Consider the following 15,990-nt stretch of genomic DNA (forward strand, 5'->3'; position numbering starts at 1 on the left):
ATTCATAAACACTGTCTTACTTTTGATATTCGTGGATGATAACACCTTGTACCACACGGTTTACTGTACCTGTAGGAGACGGTGTATCTGGTTTATTTTCTACCTTGAGTGAAGTCAATAGGGCAAAGAGTTGAGCATAAACGATGTAAGGGAAGACACGGTAAATATCATTCAAGACACCGCCACAACCAAGGGCAACTTCTTTGACATTTTCAAGACCAAAGGCTTGATCACTCAAAAGCACAACACAACGAGCAATCTGGTCACCCGCAACTTCACGAACCAAGTCCAAGTCGTACTTGCGAGTGTAGTCTGTTGTTGTACCAAAGACCAAAACAACTGTATCTTCGTTGATAAGAGATTTTGGACCGTGACGGAAGCCGACTGGACTTTCATACATGGTCGCAACTTGACCAGCTGTCAATTCCAAAATCTTGAGCTGAGCTTCATGAGCAAGACCGAAGAAAGGACCAGCGCCTAGATAAATGACGCGGTTAAAGTCTAAATCAACAAGCTCTTTAACATCTTCTGCCTTGTCTAGAATTTTACGGGCAAGACTAGATATAACTTCAAAACGTTCAGCTTTCACAGCAAATTCTGTAGGATCAAAGACCAAGAGAGCTGTTAACATCATAGACGTAAAGCTAGAAGTCATGGCAAAGCCAGCATCATTAGAAGCAGCTGGTTGCAAAAGCAAGAGATTACGGTCATCTCCATGAGCTTGAAGAGCCAATTTACCATCTGCCGCACAAGTAATCGTCACTTGATAAAGCTCATCCACCAAGGCTTTTGCCAAATCAACAGTCGCCACACTTTCAGGCGAGTTCCCACTACGAGCAAAAGATACAAGGACAGTCGCCACATCTTTTTTCAAGTAAGTTTCTGGATTGGCAACGATATCTGTTGTCGCAATAGCATTGAAATTCCATTTGCGTTCGTCATAAACTTCCTTAAAGTAAGGTGCCAAGGTATCTCCCACATAAGCAGAAGTCCCAGCACCTGTCAAGATAACCTTGATATAGTCATGTTTATCAGCAATTCCTTGTAGGAAGGCTGCAATTTCTTCACGCTTTGCTTGATAAGATTCAAAAGCTTCTTTCCATACATCAGGCTGTTGGTAGATTTCACGTGTAGTGATTTCTGCACCCAACTCGAGTAAGTCTTCTTTTGTATAATGTAGCATTGAGTTCCTCTTTTTCTATTAAAGATGGGAATGGGAGTAAGCCCCATTCCCATGTATATTCTATATAAAATGTTCTAACGATTTTCACGTTGTCACATCTTATTGAATCGAGTTCCAACTAAAATCTTTGGGAAAAAGACCGATTATCGTCGGAGCATCGCTCCATCCTCCTATCACCTATTTTCCCTGTGATTTTCACGTTGTCACATCTTATTCATCTTCGTCATCATCGAAGCCCGCTAACAGGTCATTGACTTTCACGATGCTTTCTGCAGCACGGCTCTTATAGTCCGCATCTGCGCCTGTAAGACTCGCATTGATAAATTCAATCACCATTGGAAGATTCATCCCTGCGTAAAGGTCAATATCACGACCTTCCATAATCAAACGACTTACCACGTTACATGGTGTTCCACCGAGAAGATCCGCAAAGACTAGGAAATCATCCAATCCTTCAATAGCAGCTTCAAATTTTGCAGTAAATTCTTCTGGGCCATCTTCTGGAAGAAGAGCCACTGCATGAATATTGTCTTGTGGACCCATGATCATTTCTGTGCTACCTTTAAGCTCTTCACAGAAACGACCATGACTCACCAAAATTAATGATTTAGCCATAAATTATGCGCCCATTCCAAGTACAAATTTACCAAAGGCAGAAAGAGCCAAAGCAAGTACGATAATAATACCGATAGCTTTAGTAGAGTTCATACCTTTCTTACCAAGCAACCAGAAGATAAAGGCAGTAAAGATTGCTGGAAGCAAGCGTGGGAAGATTGAGTTCAAGATATCTTGGAAGTCAATCATCTTCTCACCGATTGCCCATTTGTAAGAAATTTCAAAGTTGATCATTGTTGCTACAAGAGCACCCATCATGAAGACACCAAGTACAGATGCAGCGTCAATCAAAGCTGTCAAGGTACTTTGCATGTTGTTGATAAGGTTAACCCCTTCTTTGTAGGCAAATTCCAACTGTTTCCAACGGAAGATGTCATACGCTACTGCAACTGCGATCCAAAGGAAGATTCCCCATGGTTGGCCAGCGATAGCCATAGTTGCTGCGATAGATCCCATGATAGCAGGTACAAGTGAACCAAAAATTGTATCTCCAAGAGGAGCGAATGGTCCCATCAAACCTGTCTTGATACCATTAACGGCATCTTTTGAACCTACACCATCTTTTTCTTCCATGGCAAGATCAAAACCAGCGATGATTGTGTGGAAGAATGGTGAAGTATTGAAGAATTGAGTATGAACTTTCATCATTTCTTTCAATTCAGGAGTTCCATCCCCATACATTTTACGCAATTGAGGTAAGATCATGTAAAGGTAACCAGAAGCTTGCATACGTTCGTAGTTCCAACCCAATTGGAAAGTAAACAAGCTACGTTTGTTGATTTGATTAAAATCTTCTTTTGTAAGTTTGTAATTAGAATTCGTCATCTTCGATTTCCCCACTTTCTGATGGTGTAGAAGGTGCTGCTACAGCTACTTTTTGGCTATTTTTGAAGTGAAGCACTGCAAGGAAGATACCTACGATAGAGATACCAATCATAGACAATCCTTTGAAGTTGTTCACGAAGCCAATTTTTTCAGCAACATCTTTCGGTAGAGTACCTACGATACCAGCAACAGCGCCACCAAGACCTGTTACATATGAGTAAAGAACAGTCAACATAGCTGTCAAACCAAATCCCATTGCAAGGTAGTGAAGGTTACGTTTAACTGGAAGGTAACGAAGCAAGATTGCAAATCCAAGACCTGGAAGCATACGTCCTGCGAGTGTCAAACCATCTGCAACCCATTTATATGCTTCAACTAAGTCTACCACTGATTGTACGAAGGCACCACCAAAGGCAAGCGCGAAGAAGACTGGAAGGGCACGAGATAAAGCCCAAGGAATCGCACCAAGTAAGTAGTTACGTTCGATTCCTTTGTAGTCAAAGCGTTCGATTGCAGCATCCACACGGTGAGCGAAGAAGGTAGTAGTCATACGTCCAAGAACGTCGAAGTAAGTCAAGAGAGCTGCTACTGGCACAGCGATTGTTGTAATCGCAAGTGCTGTATCAATTCCTTGTGAAACAGAGAAGGCTGTCGCAAGAACCGCACCAGAAGTTGCGTCAATACGAGAAGCACCACCGAAGGTACCAACCCCAAGAACGAACAGTTGCAAGTTACCACCGATAAGCAGACCAGTAGTCACATCTCCCATAATTAAACCAGTAATAAAACCAGCAAATACAGGGGAACCTGCAGATGAAACGATCGTCAACTCATCACAGATTTGATAAGCTGAGTACAAAGTGAGAAGTAAAATTTGCCACCATTGTATCATAACAATGACCTCCTAAAAATTTTTTCCTATTTTAATAAGCTCAAAAAGTCTGAAATTGGATCATTTGGAACCATTTGAGCAGTTAATTTAACACCTTTTTCTGCTAGTTTGTGGAAATCTTCCACATCCTTGTCTACTACGTTGATAGAACGTGTAATAGAACGAGTTTCTGGTGTTTGAGACATATTCCCAACATTAAGGGTTTCAAGTGGTACACCTGCTTCTACCAAACCAAGGAAACGGTCTGGTTTACGAGCCACGATAAAGAGACGTTGGCTATCGTATTTTCCAGCAAGAATATTGGCTGCCGCTTTTTCAATTGGCAAAATACTCAATTTCACACCTGGTGGTGTCGCAAGTTTCAAACCACTCTTTTCAACATCGTTGTTGACAACTTCGTCGTCTACAACCATAATACGTGAAACATTTAGTTTCCCTGCCCAAAGATTGGCTACTTGTCCGTGGATCAAACGTCCATCGATACGGCATCCTACAATTGTCATAAATTTTCCCCCTTTATATGTTTTAGTGTAGGTTTACGAGTTAAATGAATCTCTTCTTTATATTCACCCTCTGTCTCAAAGATAATGATGCGGTTGGCACCCTCCTTAAGATAGCTATGAGGGATATAAAGCGAGAGGGTTGGGCCGACGTTCCAAAAACGTCCTAGATTCTGCCCATTGACAAAGGCAACTCCCTTACCAAACTCAGATAAGTCTAGGTAAGTATCTTTTGGCTCTTGGACTGTAAAGTCATAAGCGTAAAAGGCTGGTTGTCCTTCTGCCCATCCTTTTGAAAAATCAATTTTCTCAGGATTATCTAGTGGAAGTGGATAGTGTTTCCAGTTTAGTAAGAAGTGCAAATCCTTACAAACCCCTGTCCGAATTCCCTTACGTTGCGTATCTGCTAAGAACTTATGTCCATAGTTGACACGCCCCATATTTTCTACCAAGATATCCAATCTAGACAGCGCTTTCTCTTCACCTTGATAAAAAATATCTTCCCCAATTTCTGTCTGATATTGGGTTTCAACCCACTGACCATCGACATAAAGCTGGGCCCTATCTCGACCGTCAATGATACGAAGTCTTTCTTCTTCTGCATCCCAGTTTGTTTCTGTTCGATAGAGTAGGTAGCCGTAACTTTGTCCCAATTCCTCCATCTTTTTAGGATAGAGACTTTCTACAGGACTTGACAGACTATCCAAGGTTTCAAACAAGGAAACTTTTTCAACTAGTGGAATAGCATCCAACTCCATACTCTCTTTGTAAAGTGGTTCTAACTGCGGATACTCTGGGAAATGTGTCGCCATCATCTTCTTGACTGCCAGATATTTGGCAGTTGGATTTCCTTCTTCATCAAGAAGAGCATCGTAATCATATGATGTAACTTGTGGCAAGTCCAAAGTCCCTCGAGCCGAGCAACCATTCATGAAGCCAAAGTTTGTACCACCATGGAACATGTAAAGATTGATAGAGCCTTGCTCCAATACCTCACGAACAGCTTCTGCTAATTCTTTCGGATCCCGTGTGATAATCGGTTCTTTCCAACGATTAAACCAACCATCCCAGAACTCCATACACATAAGTGGCCATTTCTTGCCATGCTCATCAAAGAATTCCTGCATCTGTGAAAAGTTGTAAGGTGCCTTAGAACCAAAATTCCCTGTTACAAAGAGATCATCTTCGATTAAGGTTCCAGCTTTCAGAGTAGCTCGCCATGGACCATCTGATGTAAATAGGGGACAGGTTACGCCACGCTCCTCCATCAGCTGTCGAATTGCTCTCAGGTAAGCCTTGTCTTCTCCATAAGAACCATACTCATTTTCAACCTGCATCATGAGGATATTGCCACCATTGTCCAATAAATGTGGAACCAACCGTGCCAAGAGCTGATCATAGTAGCGACCAACAGCCTCAATATAGGCTGGGTCTGAGGAACGAATCCTCATATCTTTGGTTAAGAGCCAAGCCGGTAAACCACCAAATTCCCACTCCGCACAGATAAATGGTGACGGACGTACAATAGCATAGAGGCCTAAATCTTGTGCTGTTTGGAGAAATTTCTCCAAATCCAGAGCTCCTTCAAAGTTAAACTCACCCTCACTCGGTTCGTGTAGATTCCAAGCAACGTAAGTCTCTACCGTATTAAAACCAAGAGCCTTCAAGTTATAGAGAGAATGATACCAATCTTCTGGCGGAATCCTAAAATAATGAATGGCGCCGGACAAAATCTTGAACGGTTTCCCATCTAAATAGAAATCGTCCCTAATCTCAAATCGTGTCATGTTATTACCTTCTGACAATTAAAGTTCACGCTTTCATTTGTTGATATAGTAAATATATCTCAATATCCTGCATTTGTCAATAGGTTTTCACAATTTTTTTCATTTTTTACCAACTTTTACACAAAAAACTTATAAAGATATAGATTTTACAGACAGATAGCTTCAAGTAGCTAGCATGTATAAAAATGTATAAAATCTCCTTTTTTATATGTAAATTAACCTTATAGTCTATTATTCTAATTTTTTTATTCAAAAGACTACTATTCTTTCCGTTTTTATGGTAAAATCTTTAACGGAGAAGGAAAATCGAGGTGAAATTATGGCAATTCCAAAATATCAATATATAAAAGATGAATTAAAGAACAAAATCATCTCTGGGCAATTTGCAAGTGGAGATAAATTTTACACTGAAGCTGAATTGATTGCAATGTATGATGTTAGTTCTATCACAGTTGTCCGTGCCTTAAACGACCTTGCCAAAGATGGTTATATTGTCCGCCAACAAGGAAAGGGTACATTCGTTTCACGCGCACGCAAACACAAACTCGTAGAGTTTTCAGATGTAGAAGTTTTTGAAACTAAAGATGATAAGGTGACCGTCCTTTCTATTGAACGCGGAAATAAACTAAACTACTTGGAAAAACTTGGATTACGTGGTGATCAGTTCTACTACAAGATTGAACGTGTCCGCGAAACAAATGGTGTCGCATACATCTACCACACATCATATATCCCAGAACAATACATCAACGCAAATTATCCAAATCTTGAATATTATAGTTCTATCTATAACCGTTTCAAATCAGATTACCACATTCACATGAATGATGAACATTTTGAAGAAATCAATGAAATAGCATTTCCAACTCCAGAACATGCGGCTTCGGTCCTCGGAGTCGATGAGCAATTCCCAACCGTTTTACAAACCAAGACTACTAAGCTAGAGTCTACTGGTCAAGTTCTCGCATACAGCGAAACTTATAAACGAGCGGATTATTACAAAATCAAATTCATTTCATGTGACCGTGATCACTAAGAAGAAAGCCTGAGCCTTGCTTGGGCTTTTTTCTATACATATTATACCACAATAAAAAGAAAACGCTTACTTTTTTGTATAGCCTTCTATATTTTGTAGAATATTTTATAGAAATAAGATCGAATTACACTACCTATAGATATGTTAATAAATAGAATTGTATGCTTAATTTTTATTAGTTTTTATACTTATTATAGTTTTAAAGTAATCCTACTTGACTCCTGTTAACGTAACAAATAAAATAAAATTGTTGAATTGTGTAAACGTTATCAATATTAAAATGCAATCAGGAGGTTTTGCAATGAAACATGAAAAACAACAGCGTTTTTCCATTCGTAAATATGCTGTAGGAGCTGCTTCTGTTCTAATTGGATTTGCTTTCCAAGCGCAGGCTGTTGCAGCCGATGGAGTTACTCCCACTACTACGGAAAACCAACCGACCATCCATACGGTTTCCGATTCCCCTCAAGCATCTGAAAATCTGACTACTGAGGAAACACCTAAAGCAGAGATTCAACCAGAAGCTTCAAAAACTGTGGAAGCAGAAACTCCATCTACTGATAAGCTAGCGAATCTTCCAAAAACAGAAGAAAAACCGCAAGCGCAAGAGGAAGTGAGTTCAACTCCTAGTAAGAAAGAAGAAGTAGCAACTCCAACTTCTGCTGAAAAAGAAATTTCTGATAAAAAGTCAGAGGATCTTAGTCCTAAAAAGGAAGAGCTAAAAGATGCTGATTCTAAAGAGTCTAACATAGTTAAGACTGATAAGTCAGAAGCTGACAAGGATAAACCAGCGAAAAAAGATGAGACGAAAGCAGAAGCTGATAAACCAGCAACAGAGACAGGAAAGGAACGCGCTGCAACTCAAAATGAAAAATTAGCTAAACGAAAAATCGTTTCAATTGACGCTGGACGTAAATATTTCTCACCTGAGCAGCTCAAAGAAATTATCGATAAGGCGAAAGAATATGGTTATACAGACCTCCATCTCTTAGTAGGTAACGATGGACTCCGTTTCATGCTGGATGATATGTCTATGAAAGTGGGCGATAAAACCTACTCAAGTGATGATGTCAAACGCGCTATTGAACATGGAACAAACTCTTATTACAATGATCCAAATGGTAACCATCTAACTGAAAGTCAGATGACAGATTTGATTAATTATGCCAAAGACAAGGGTATTGGAGTGATTCCAACTGTCAATAGTCCTGGACATATGGATGCCATTCTCAATGCCATGAAAGAACTGGGTATTGAAAATCCTAACTTTGATTATTTTGGTAAAAAATCTGAACGAACTGTTGACTTAAATAATAAACAAGCAGTTGAGTTTACAAAAACTCTGATTGACAAATACGCTAACTACTTCTCTAACAAATCTGAAATCTTCAATATTGGACTAGATGAATACGCCAATGATGCAACAAATGCTAAAGGTTGGAGTGTGCTTCAAGCTGATAAATATTATCCAAATGAAGGTTACCCTGAAAAAGGATATGAAAAATTTATCTCTTATGCCAATGACTTAGCCCGAATCGTAAAATCACACGGTCTCAAACCAATGGCCTTCAACGATGGTATCTACTATAATAGCGATACAAGCTTTGGTAGTTTTGACAAAGATATTATCGTTTCAATGTGGACTGGTGGTTGGGGGGGCTACGATGTTGCTTCTTCTAAACTACTAGCTGAAAAAGGTCACCCAATCCTTAATACCAACGATGCTTGGTACTACGTTCTTGGACGAAATGCTGATGGCCAAGGTTGGTACAATCTTGATCAAGGTTTGAACGGTATTAAGAGCACACCAATTACTTCAGTTCCAAAAACTGAAGGAGCTGATATCCCTATCATCGGTGGTATGGTAGCTGCTTGGGCTGATACTCCATCTGCTCGCTACTCTCCATCTCGTCTCTTTAAGCTCATGCGTCATTTTGCAAATGCCAATGCTGAATACTTCGCTGCAGACTACCAGTCTGCTGAACAAGCACTAAACGAGGTACCAAAAGACCTGAATCGTTATACTGCAGAAAGCGTTAATGCGGTCAAAGAAGCTGAAAAAGCAATCCGTTCACTGGATAGCAATCTCAGCCGTGCTCAACAAGACACGATTGACCAAGCAATCGCAAAACTTCAAGAAGCTGTTAGTCAGCTAATCTTCACCCCAGAAGCTCAAAAAGAGGAAGATGCTAAACGAGAACTTGAAAAACTTAATAAGAATAAAGTCATTTCCATCGATGCAGGTCGTAAATACTTCTCTTTAGATCGACTCAAACGCATCGTAGACAAGGCGAGCGAGCTCGGCTATTCTGATGCCCATCTCCTTCTAGGAAATGATGGTCTTCGTTTCCTACTCGATGATATGACCATTACTGCCAACGGAAAAACTTATGCTAGTGATGACGTTAAAAAAGCTATTATCGAAGGAACGAAAGCTTACTACGACGATCCAAACGGTACTGCGTTGACACAGGCAGAAGTGACAGAGCTTGTTCAATACGCTAAGGAAAAAGGTATTGGTCTAATTCCCGCTATCAATAGTCCTGGACATATGGATGCCATGCTGGTTGCTATGGAAAAACTTGGCATCAAGAATCCTCAAGCCAACTTTGATAAGGTCTCAAAAACAACCATGGACCTTGAAAATCAAGAAGCTCTTAACTTTACCAAAGCCCTTATCGGTAAATACATGGATTACTTTGCTGATAAATCAAAGATTTTCAACTATGGTACAGATGAATATGCCAATGATGCGACCAACGCCCAAGGTTGGTACTACCTCAAATGGTATGGACTCTATAACAAGTTCGCAGACTATTCTAACAGTCTAGCTACTATGGCTAAGGAAAGAGGGCTACAACCAATGGCCTTCAACGATGGCTTCTACTATGAGGACAAGGACGATGTTCAGTTTGACAAAGATGTCTTGATTTCTTACTGGTCTAAAGGATGGTGGGGCTACAATCTTGCATCACCTCAATACCTCGCAAGCAAGGGCTATAAGTTCCTTAATACCAACGGAGATTGGTACTATGTTATAGGAAATCACAAACAAGATGAAGCCTACCCTCTTTCAAAAGCAGTTGAAAATTCTGGTAAAGTTCCATTCAATCAACTTGCTTCTACCAAATATCCTGAAGTAGACCTTCCAACAGTCGGAAGTATGCTTGCTATCTGGGCAGATAAACCAAGCGCTGAATACAAGGAAGAGGAAATCTTTGAACTTATGACTGCCTTTGCAGACCACAACAAAGACTACTTCCGTGCTAATTATAATGCTCTCCGCGAAGAATTAACTAAAATTCCGACTAACTTAGACGGATACAGTACAGAAAGCCTAGCCGCACTCAAGTCAGCAAAAGATGGACTCAACCTTAACCTCAACCGCAGCAAACAAGCTGAACTAGACGCACTAGTAGATAAACTAAAGACTGCCCTTAAAGGTCTGAAACCAGCTGCCACTCACTTAGGAAGCCTAGATGAAAATGAACTGGCTGCTAACGTTGAAAACCGACCAGAACTTCTTGTGAAGACAGAAGAAATCCCGTTTGAAGTTATCAAGAAAGACAATTCAAATCTCCCAGCTGGACAAGAAAAAGTTGTCAAAGCTGGAGTTCTAGGTGAACGTACTTCTTACGTATCTGTTCTTACAGAAAATGGGAAATCAACAGAAACCGTTCTTGATAGCCAGGTAACCAAAGAAGCTGTGAACCAAGTTGTCGAAGTTGGTGCTCCTGTAACTCACAAGGGTGATGAAAATGGTCTTGCAGCAACTAGTGATGCAAAACCTAGACTAGATATCCAAGAGGAAGAAATTCCATTTACAACCATCACTCGTGAAACTGATCAATTGCCTAAAGGACAATCCCGTGTCGTAACAGAAGGTGTAAACGGTCGTATAAGTCACTTCTATTCTGTAACTACGGCTGCAGACGGAACTGAAGTTAGAACATTGGTTACCAGTGTCGTAGCGCAGGAAGCTGTTACACAAGTAGTCGAAGTCGGAACTCTGGTAACACATGTAGGCAATGAAAACGGACAAGCCGCTGTCAAAGAAGAAAAACCAGCACAAGAAATCCCAAGTGTGCCAACTCCTGCGGCAGAAGAAAAATCAGTACTAGAGATTCCAGGCAAATCGGCTCCAACAACTGTTCCTGCTGAGGAAAACAAAGCTCTTCCTCAAGGTCCAGCTCCTGTGGCAACAGAGAAAAAACTTCCTGAAACAGGAAGTCACCATTCTGCAGGACTAGTAGTCGCAGGACTCATGACCACACTAGCAGCCTACGGACTCACTAAAAGAAAAGAAGACTGAGTCTTTTCGATAAACAATAAACAGCAAGATTGTGAACCTCGCTGTTTATTTTTTAATTAATCACCAAGTCCAAGACGTTCAAAGATATCATCCACTCGTTTAGTGTAGTAAAGAGGATTGAAGATTTCATCAATTTCCTCTTGAGTCAGGCGTGAGGTTACTTCTGGATCTGTTTCCAGAAGTGGTTTAAAGTCTACTTGGTTGTCCCAAGAGTAAGCTGTTTTTGGTTGCACCAAGTCATAAGCTTGCTCACGGGTCATTCCTTTTTCAATCAAGGTCAACATAGCACGTTGGCTGAAGATAAGACCGAAAGTTGAGTTCATGTTGCGGATCATATTTTCTGGGAAGACCGTCAAGTTCTTGACGATATTTCCAAAACGGTTAAGCATGTAGTCAATCAAAATGGTTGTATCTGGTGTGATGATACGCTCAGCTGATGAGTGTGAAATATCACGCTCATGCCAAAGAGCGACGTTCTCATAGGCTGTAAGCATGTGACCACGGATAACACGCGCAAGACCTGTCATGTTCTCAGAACCGATTGGGTTGCGTTTGTGAGGCATTGCTGAAGAACCTTTTTGACCTTTAGCAAAGAATTCTTCCACTTCACGTTGTTCCGATTTTTGAAGACCACGAATCTCAGTCGCCATACGCTCAATTGAAGTTGCGATGCTGGCAAGAACTGCAAAGTACTCAGCATGAAGGTCACGAGGAAGCACCTGTGTAGAGATTTCCTGAGCACGGATGCCCAGTTTGTCACAGACGTATTGCTCTACAAATGGTGGGATGTTGGCGAAGTTTCCAACCGCACCAGAGATTTTACCAGCTTCAACACCAGCAGCTGCATGCTCGAAACGCTCGATGTTACGCTTCATTTCACTGTACCAAGTCGCCAATTTAAGACCAAAAGTTGTCGGCTCAGCATGCACACCGTGGGTACGACCCATCATGATGGTGAACTTGTGCTCCTTAGCCTTGTCAGCGATGATGTTGGTGAAGTTTTCAAGGTCACGGCGGATGATGTCGTTGGCCTGCTTGTAAAGGTAACCGTAGGCCGTATCCACCACGTCAGTAGAAGTCAAACCATAGTGGACCCACTTGCGCTCTTCACCAAGCGTCTCAGAAACCGCACGCGTGAAAGCCACCACATCGTGGCGCGTCTCCTGCTCAATCTCCAAAATACGGTTGATGTCAAAGTCCGCTTTTTCACGAATCAAAGCCACATCTTCCTTAGGGATTTCCCCCAACTCAGCCCATGCCTCGTCAGCCAAGATTTCCACCTCAAGCCAAGCACGGTATTTATTTTCTTCACTCCAAATGTTCGCCATCTCAGGGCGAGAGTAACGGTTGATCATGTTGTTATTTCTCCTTGCATTACTTTTGCTTCAAGTTCATCTAGTACAGATTCACCTTTTTGTATTACAGATTTTTTTAAATTAGGTAACGGAGTTGATTGATTTAATGAAATATCTTCGTCTTCAGAAATCTTTTCTAAATTTTTGATTTCTGTATCCAACCTTGCTATTTCTTGATCCAATTGACCATTTTGATTTTGCATTTCCATCACATCACGTTTTTCTCTCAAAATAAGCCACAAATAAGGGACGACTATAATTGACATATTAAGTATCATCTCTAAAGGACTATTTTGACTTATTGATCTGGTCTCCAAAAAACGATCATTCGAATAAGTAAATTTCGATTGTACAAAGAACTCATTTCCTAAGAGCTTAATTTTATCATCTTCCATCTTGATACCAACGATTGGACGTTCAAATCGGTTAAATATATAATCAAACTGCTTAGATAATTGCTTTTCATCAAAACTATTAAATAATTCTATCAATTCATTATCTCTAATTTTAAACTTAGATTGTATTTCCTGAAGACACTTCCTTCTATTATCACTTTCTAGTTCGTTATTCTCTGTTATTTTCTCACTAAAGAACTCTACAAAACTGAAATTCAATACATCTGAAGATTCTCTAGAGATATTAAATAGTTCCGATAAATCATCCCTCTTATTACCTAAATTTAACTTGTACTTACTAGTAATAGAAAAATACACTCTGTAAGCTTCAAAAAATTCATGTAAAACTAAAACTTGTTTATTAGGAAAAAGAGAAATTGGAGAGCCTAGGTGATAATACTTCACAACATCAGTAGGATTATTCAAATCAAGCTCTGAACTTCTATATTTTGTATATTGATTATTAATTTTTATAGATGAATTAAAAATAATAACATCTTTTTTCAGAACACCTTGATTAAGATAGATAGAAATATCATGTAATAAAACTGATTTATAATAGAATTCACTAAAATCATTAGATAATTTTGAAATTTGCCAATTTGTATATAGAGTATCGTCACTCTTTTGCGAGGATAATTTTAATGCTAATTTATTCATTCGTTCTTCTTTCTAATTTTGATACACACTTTTCAAGCTCAGTGTTTCTTTCTAGGGCGGTTTTTAATTTTTGTTTCTGTTCATTTAGCTCTCTTTCTCTCATTTTTTGTAGCTGATAGTTTATATAAGTCAGATTAAATAATAATAACGCTACAGACATAGCCGAGAAACCTCCCCGTTTTGAGATTGACTGAAGTTTATCGAATATTGAATTATCATAAAAGCTATAACAAAAAGTCACGAAGCTAACTATAGTTCCCAATGATATTACTACCAGCTTTTTCTTTTTCGACTCAACTTTTACAATTTCTAAAATAGGATCCAGTATAGATGATACTAATGTGGCAATAGTAGTATACAAAAAAAAGGGAAACTTCGAATTTAAATCAATACTTTCATATATAGTTAAGGTCCCTACATAAGATAAAAATAAAGCAATTAAAAGAATGAAAATATTAAACAAGTCACCTGTTGTTACCAAGAATCTCAAATATTTTTTCATTTTATCCTCCCAACTAGCTAATATCAATACTAAAAATAAAAATCAATTAAAATATATTTTAGTTTTTCCTACTCAAACTCCTCTTTCCCAATAAACACAGACGGATAGTGATTTAGTGTATTCAAATCCATATCCAGCGGTAAATCATAGATAGCTAAATAGTTTTCAGGGTATTGTGCAGTTAGTTCTTTGTATTTAGCTTGTACCTTATCTTGGTCAGCACTAGCATACAAGACTTCCACGACTGCTCCAGTCTTATCCTTTTCAACAAAAGCGTTAACGATAATTTGTATCATAGTCTTGTCCTAAAAATCTATCCCTTTCCCAAACTCATCCACACTATCTGGTTCATCACTAAACAAAGTCACATGTCCCATCTTGCGGTTGTACTTCGCTTCTATTTTACCATACATGTGGAGGTGGACGCTTGGATTTTCTGTGACATATTGCTCAGCGGCATCGACATGCTGGCCGAGAACATTGAGCATGACGGCTGGGGCATGTAGTTTGATGGCTGGCAATGGTGCTCCCAAAACACCTAGAATATGGGTATCAAACTGCGAGGAGTCGCAGGCTTCGATTGAATAGTGGCCAGAGTTATGTGGGCGTGGGGCAATCTCATTGACAATGATGTCATCTGCAGTCGCAAACATTTCCACACAGAGAGTTCCAGACAACTTGAGCTGTTCTGCGATTCGCACTGCCATTGCTTTAGCCTTGTCAGCTAGACTTGTTGAAATGCGAGCTGGTACAATGGTTTTAGACAGGATATTGTTGCGGTGGATATTTTCCTGAACTGGGAAAACCGTCACATCCTTGCCATTACCAGACACGATAACAGAAATTTCAAGGTCAAAGTTGACAAATTCTTCCAAAACGCAGTCTGCTGAATCTGCTAATGCATAGGCTTCTTCCAAATCTTCTGCTGAACGAATAACCTTTTGCCCATGCCCATCGTAGCCACCAGTCGCCGTCTTGAGGACATAGTTTTTAGACAGGTCAATCTCCGCCAAGTCTTGGCTAGAAGTCACGACCTTGTAAGGTGCCACGGTGACTTGAGCCTCATTTGAGAGGAAGTCCTTCTCAAAAATCCGGTTTTGGGAAATGCGGAGCAGGTCCGTTCCTTGAGGGAGTTGTCCATCCTTAATGACAGCATCCAAACCGTCAGCATCAACATTTTCAAACTCATAGGTCAGGACATCGCAACGTTCCGCCAACTGACGAAGGGCATCCACATCGTTATAAGGTGCCACGATGATTTCCGCCACGCGAGAGGCCGGGCAATCCACCGCAGGATCCAGCGCGATAACCTTGTGGCCCATGTAGATAGCAGAAATGGCCATCATCTGCCCCAGCTGGCCACCACCGATAATTCCGATTGTTTTAGACGAGCTCATTTGTCGACTCCTCTGCGATTTTTCCTTGTTCTTCTGCATAATCTGCCAAAGCTGTCGCGATAGCCTGATCCTCTACTGAGAGGAGACGGAGGGCAAAGAGGGCAGCATTGGTTGCACCCGCTTCACCAATAGCCATTGTCGCAACAGGTACGCCACCCGGCATCTGGACAATCGAGTAAAGCGAGTCCACGCCACTAAGAGCACGTGATTTAACGGGCACCCCAATGACTGGAAGGGTTGTTTTAGCAGCAACCATACCTGGCAAATGGGCTGCGCCACCAGCACCCGCTATGATGACCTTGATACCACAACTACGTGCTTCCTCCGCATGTCTGAACATGAGGTCAGGTGTGCGGTGGGCAGAGACAACTTTCTTTTCGTAGGCTACACCGAAGCGGTCTAGTACTTCGGCGGCTTTTTGCATGGTTGCCCAGTCGGATTTTGAGCCCATGATAATGGAAATAATTGGTTTAGTCATAATTTTTCCTTTTTCTTCTTTTTTGATAATGGTCTTAGGTGGTGGGGACGGAA

General features: G+C 40.5%; 14 protein-coding genes. 2 read left to right on the forward strand and 12 right to left on the reverse strand.

What is annotated here, in order from left to right; all coding sequences use genetic code 11:
• Positions 1-16: 16 nt before the first annotated feature.
• From HT734_RS05055 to HT734_RS05080, 6 genes are all read right to left on the reverse strand, one after another.
• Positions 17-1,183, reverse strand: coding sequence for an SIS domain-containing protein (locus HT734_RS05055; protein WP_049539024.1), 1,167 nt, complete (start codon positions 1,181-1,183; stop codon positions 17-19).
• Positions 1,184-1,393: 210 nt separating this feature from the next.
• Positions 1,394-1,798: a PTS sugar transporter subunit IIA gene (locus tag HT734_RS05060; protein ID WP_001129932.1), complete on the reverse strand. Its 405-nt coding sequence runs from the start codon at positions 1,796-1,798 to the stop codon at positions 1,394-1,396.
• A gap of 3 nt (positions 1,799-1,801) precedes the next feature.
• Positions 1,802-2,623, reverse strand: a complete 822-nt coding sequence (locus HT734_RS05065; RefSeq protein WP_140834244.1) for a PTS system mannose/fructose/sorbose family transporter subunit IID — start codon at positions 2,621-2,623, stop codon at positions 1,802-1,804.
• Positions 2,610-3,515: a PTS mannose/fructose/sorbose/N-acetylgalactosamine transporter subunit IIC gene (locus tag HT734_RS05070; RefSeq protein WP_000617013.1), complete on the reverse strand. Its 906-nt coding sequence runs from the start codon at positions 3,513-3,515 to the stop codon at positions 2,610-2,612. Before HT734_RS05070 ends, HT734_RS05065 begins: the two co-directional genes overlap by 14 nt.
• 26 nt (positions 3,516-3,541) lie before the next feature.
• A complete protein-coding gene (locus tag HT734_RS05075; RefSeq protein WP_000156973.1) occupies positions 3,542-4,018 on the reverse strand; it encodes a PTS system mannose/fructose/N-acetylgalactosamine-transporter subunit IIB in 477 nt (158 codons plus the stop codon).
• Positions 4,015-5,802 carry a beta-galactosidase gene (locus HT734_RS05080; RefSeq protein WP_125451605.1) on the reverse strand — a complete coding sequence of 596 codons (1,788 nt, stop codon included), beginning with the start codon at positions 5,800-5,802 and terminating at the stop codon, positions 4,015-4,017. The genes HT734_RS05075 and HT734_RS05080 overlap by 4 nt, the downstream gene beginning before the upstream one ends.
• 319 nt (positions 5,803-6,121) lie before the next feature.
• Here HT734_RS05080 and HT734_RS05085 point away from each other — a divergent pair, with 319 nt between their 5' ends.
• Both HT734_RS05085 and strH read left to right on the forward strand, forming a co-directional pair.
• Complete coding sequence (locus HT734_RS05085; protein ID WP_001007190.1) at positions 6,122-6,838, forward strand: GntR family transcriptional regulator; 717 nt, start codon at positions 6,122-6,124, stop codon at positions 6,836-6,838.
• 301 nt (positions 6,839-7,139) lie between these two features.
• On the forward strand, positions 7,140-11,150 hold the full coding sequence (strH, locus tag HT734_RS05090) for an LPXTG-anchored beta-N-acetylhexosaminidase StrH (RefSeq protein WP_173277402.1): 4,011 nt from the start codon (positions 7,140-7,142) through the stop codon (positions 11,148-11,150).
• Positions 11,151-11,206: 56 nt separating this feature from the next.
• Here the strand turns inward: strH and purB are convergent, their stop codons facing one another.
• The 6 genes from purB to purE all read right to left on the reverse strand — a co-directional run bounded on the left by purB (position 11,207) and on the right by purE (position 15,937).
• Positions 11,207-12,505, reverse strand: a complete 1,299-nt coding sequence (gene purB, locus HT734_RS05095; RefSeq protein ID WP_173277400.1) for an adenylosuccinate lyase — start codon at positions 12,503-12,505, stop codon at positions 11,207-11,209.
• A complete protein-coding gene (locus HT734_RS05100; protein ID WP_033679489.1) occupies positions 12,502-13,560 on the reverse strand; it encodes a hypothetical protein in 1,059 nt (352 codons plus the stop codon). Before HT734_RS05100 ends, purB begins: the two co-directional genes overlap by 4 nt.
• Entirely contained in the window at positions 13,553-14,062 is a 510-nt protein-coding gene (locus tag HT734_RS05105; protein ID WP_173277398.1) for a hypothetical protein, read from the reverse strand. The genes HT734_RS05100 and HT734_RS05105 overlap by 8 nt, the downstream gene beginning before the upstream one ends.
• A gap of 68 nt (positions 14,063-14,130) precedes the next feature.
• Entirely contained in the window at positions 14,131-14,358 is a 228-nt protein-coding gene (locus HT734_RS05110; RefSeq protein WP_033679488.1) for a hypothetical protein, read from the reverse strand.
• 9 nt (positions 14,359-14,367) lie between these two features.
• Positions 14,368-15,459, reverse strand: coding sequence for a 5-(carboxyamino)imidazole ribonucleotide synthase (purK, locus tag HT734_RS05115; RefSeq protein WP_240151618.1), 1,092 nt, complete (start codon positions 15,457-15,459; stop codon positions 14,368-14,370).
• Positions 15,446-15,937 carry a 5-(carboxyamino)imidazole ribonucleotide mutase gene (gene purE, locus HT734_RS05120; protein ID WP_173277394.1) on the reverse strand — a complete coding sequence of 164 codons (492 nt, stop codon included), beginning with the start codon at positions 15,935-15,937 and terminating at the stop codon, positions 15,446-15,448. The genes purK and purE overlap by 14 nt, the downstream gene beginning before the upstream one ends.
• Between the last annotated feature and the right edge of the window lie 53 nt (positions 15,938-15,990).

This window comes from Streptococcus sp. k-90, assembly GCF_013277565.1.
In the GTDB taxonomy this organism is placed as follows: Bacteria; Bacillota; Bacilli; order Lactobacillales; family Streptococcaceae; genus Streptococcus.

Coding starts and splice junctions, on each gene's coding strand:
- HT734_RS05055 (WP_049539024.1), bottom strand. CDS start 1,183: ATGCTACATTATACAAAAGAAGACTTACTCGAGTTGGGTGCAGAAATC.
- HT734_RS05060 (WP_001129932.1), bottom strand. CDS start 1,798: ATGGCTAAATCATTAATTTTGGTGAGTCATGGTCGTTTCTGTGAAGAG.
- HT734_RS05065 (WP_140834244.1), bottom strand. CDS start 2,623: ATGACGAATTCTAATTACAAACTTACAAAAGAAGATTTTAATCAAATC.
- HT734_RS05070 (WP_000617013.1), bottom strand. CDS start 3,515: ATGATACAATGGTGGCAAATTTTACTTCTCACTTTGTACTCAGCTTAT.
- HT734_RS05075 (WP_000156973.1), bottom strand. CDS start 4,018: ATGACAATTGTAGGATGCCGTATCGATGGACGTTTGATCCACGGACAA.
- HT734_RS05080 (WP_125451605.1), bottom strand. CDS start 5,802: ATGACACGATTTGAGATTAGGGACGATTTCTATTTAGATGGGAAACCG.
- HT734_RS05085 (WP_001007190.1), top strand. CDS start 6,122: ATGGCAATTCCAAAATATCAATATATAAAAGATGAATTAAAGAACAAA.
- strH (WP_173277402.1), top strand. CDS start 7,140: ATGAAACATGAAAAACAACAGCGTTTTTCCATTCGTAAATATGCTGTA.
- purB (WP_173277400.1), bottom strand. CDS start 12,505: ATGATCAACCGTTACTCTCGCCCTGAGATGGCGAACATTTGGAGTGAA.
- HT734_RS05100 (WP_033679489.1), bottom strand. CDS start 13,560: ATGAATAAATTAGCATTAAAATTATCCTCGCAAAAGAGTGACGATACT.
- HT734_RS05105 (WP_173277398.1), bottom strand. CDS start 14,062: ATGAAAAAATATTTGAGATTCTTGGTAACAACAGGTGACTTGTTTAAT.
- HT734_RS05110 (WP_033679488.1), bottom strand. CDS start 14,358: ATGATACAAATTATCGTTAACGCTTTTGTTGAAAAGGATAAGACTGGA.
- purK (WP_240151618.1), bottom strand. CDS start 15,459: ATGAGCTCGTCTAAAACAATCGGAATTATCGGTGGTGGCCAGCTGGGG.
- purE (WP_173277394.1), bottom strand. CDS start 15,937: ATGACTAAACCAATTATTTCCATTATCATGGGCTCAAAATCCGACTGG.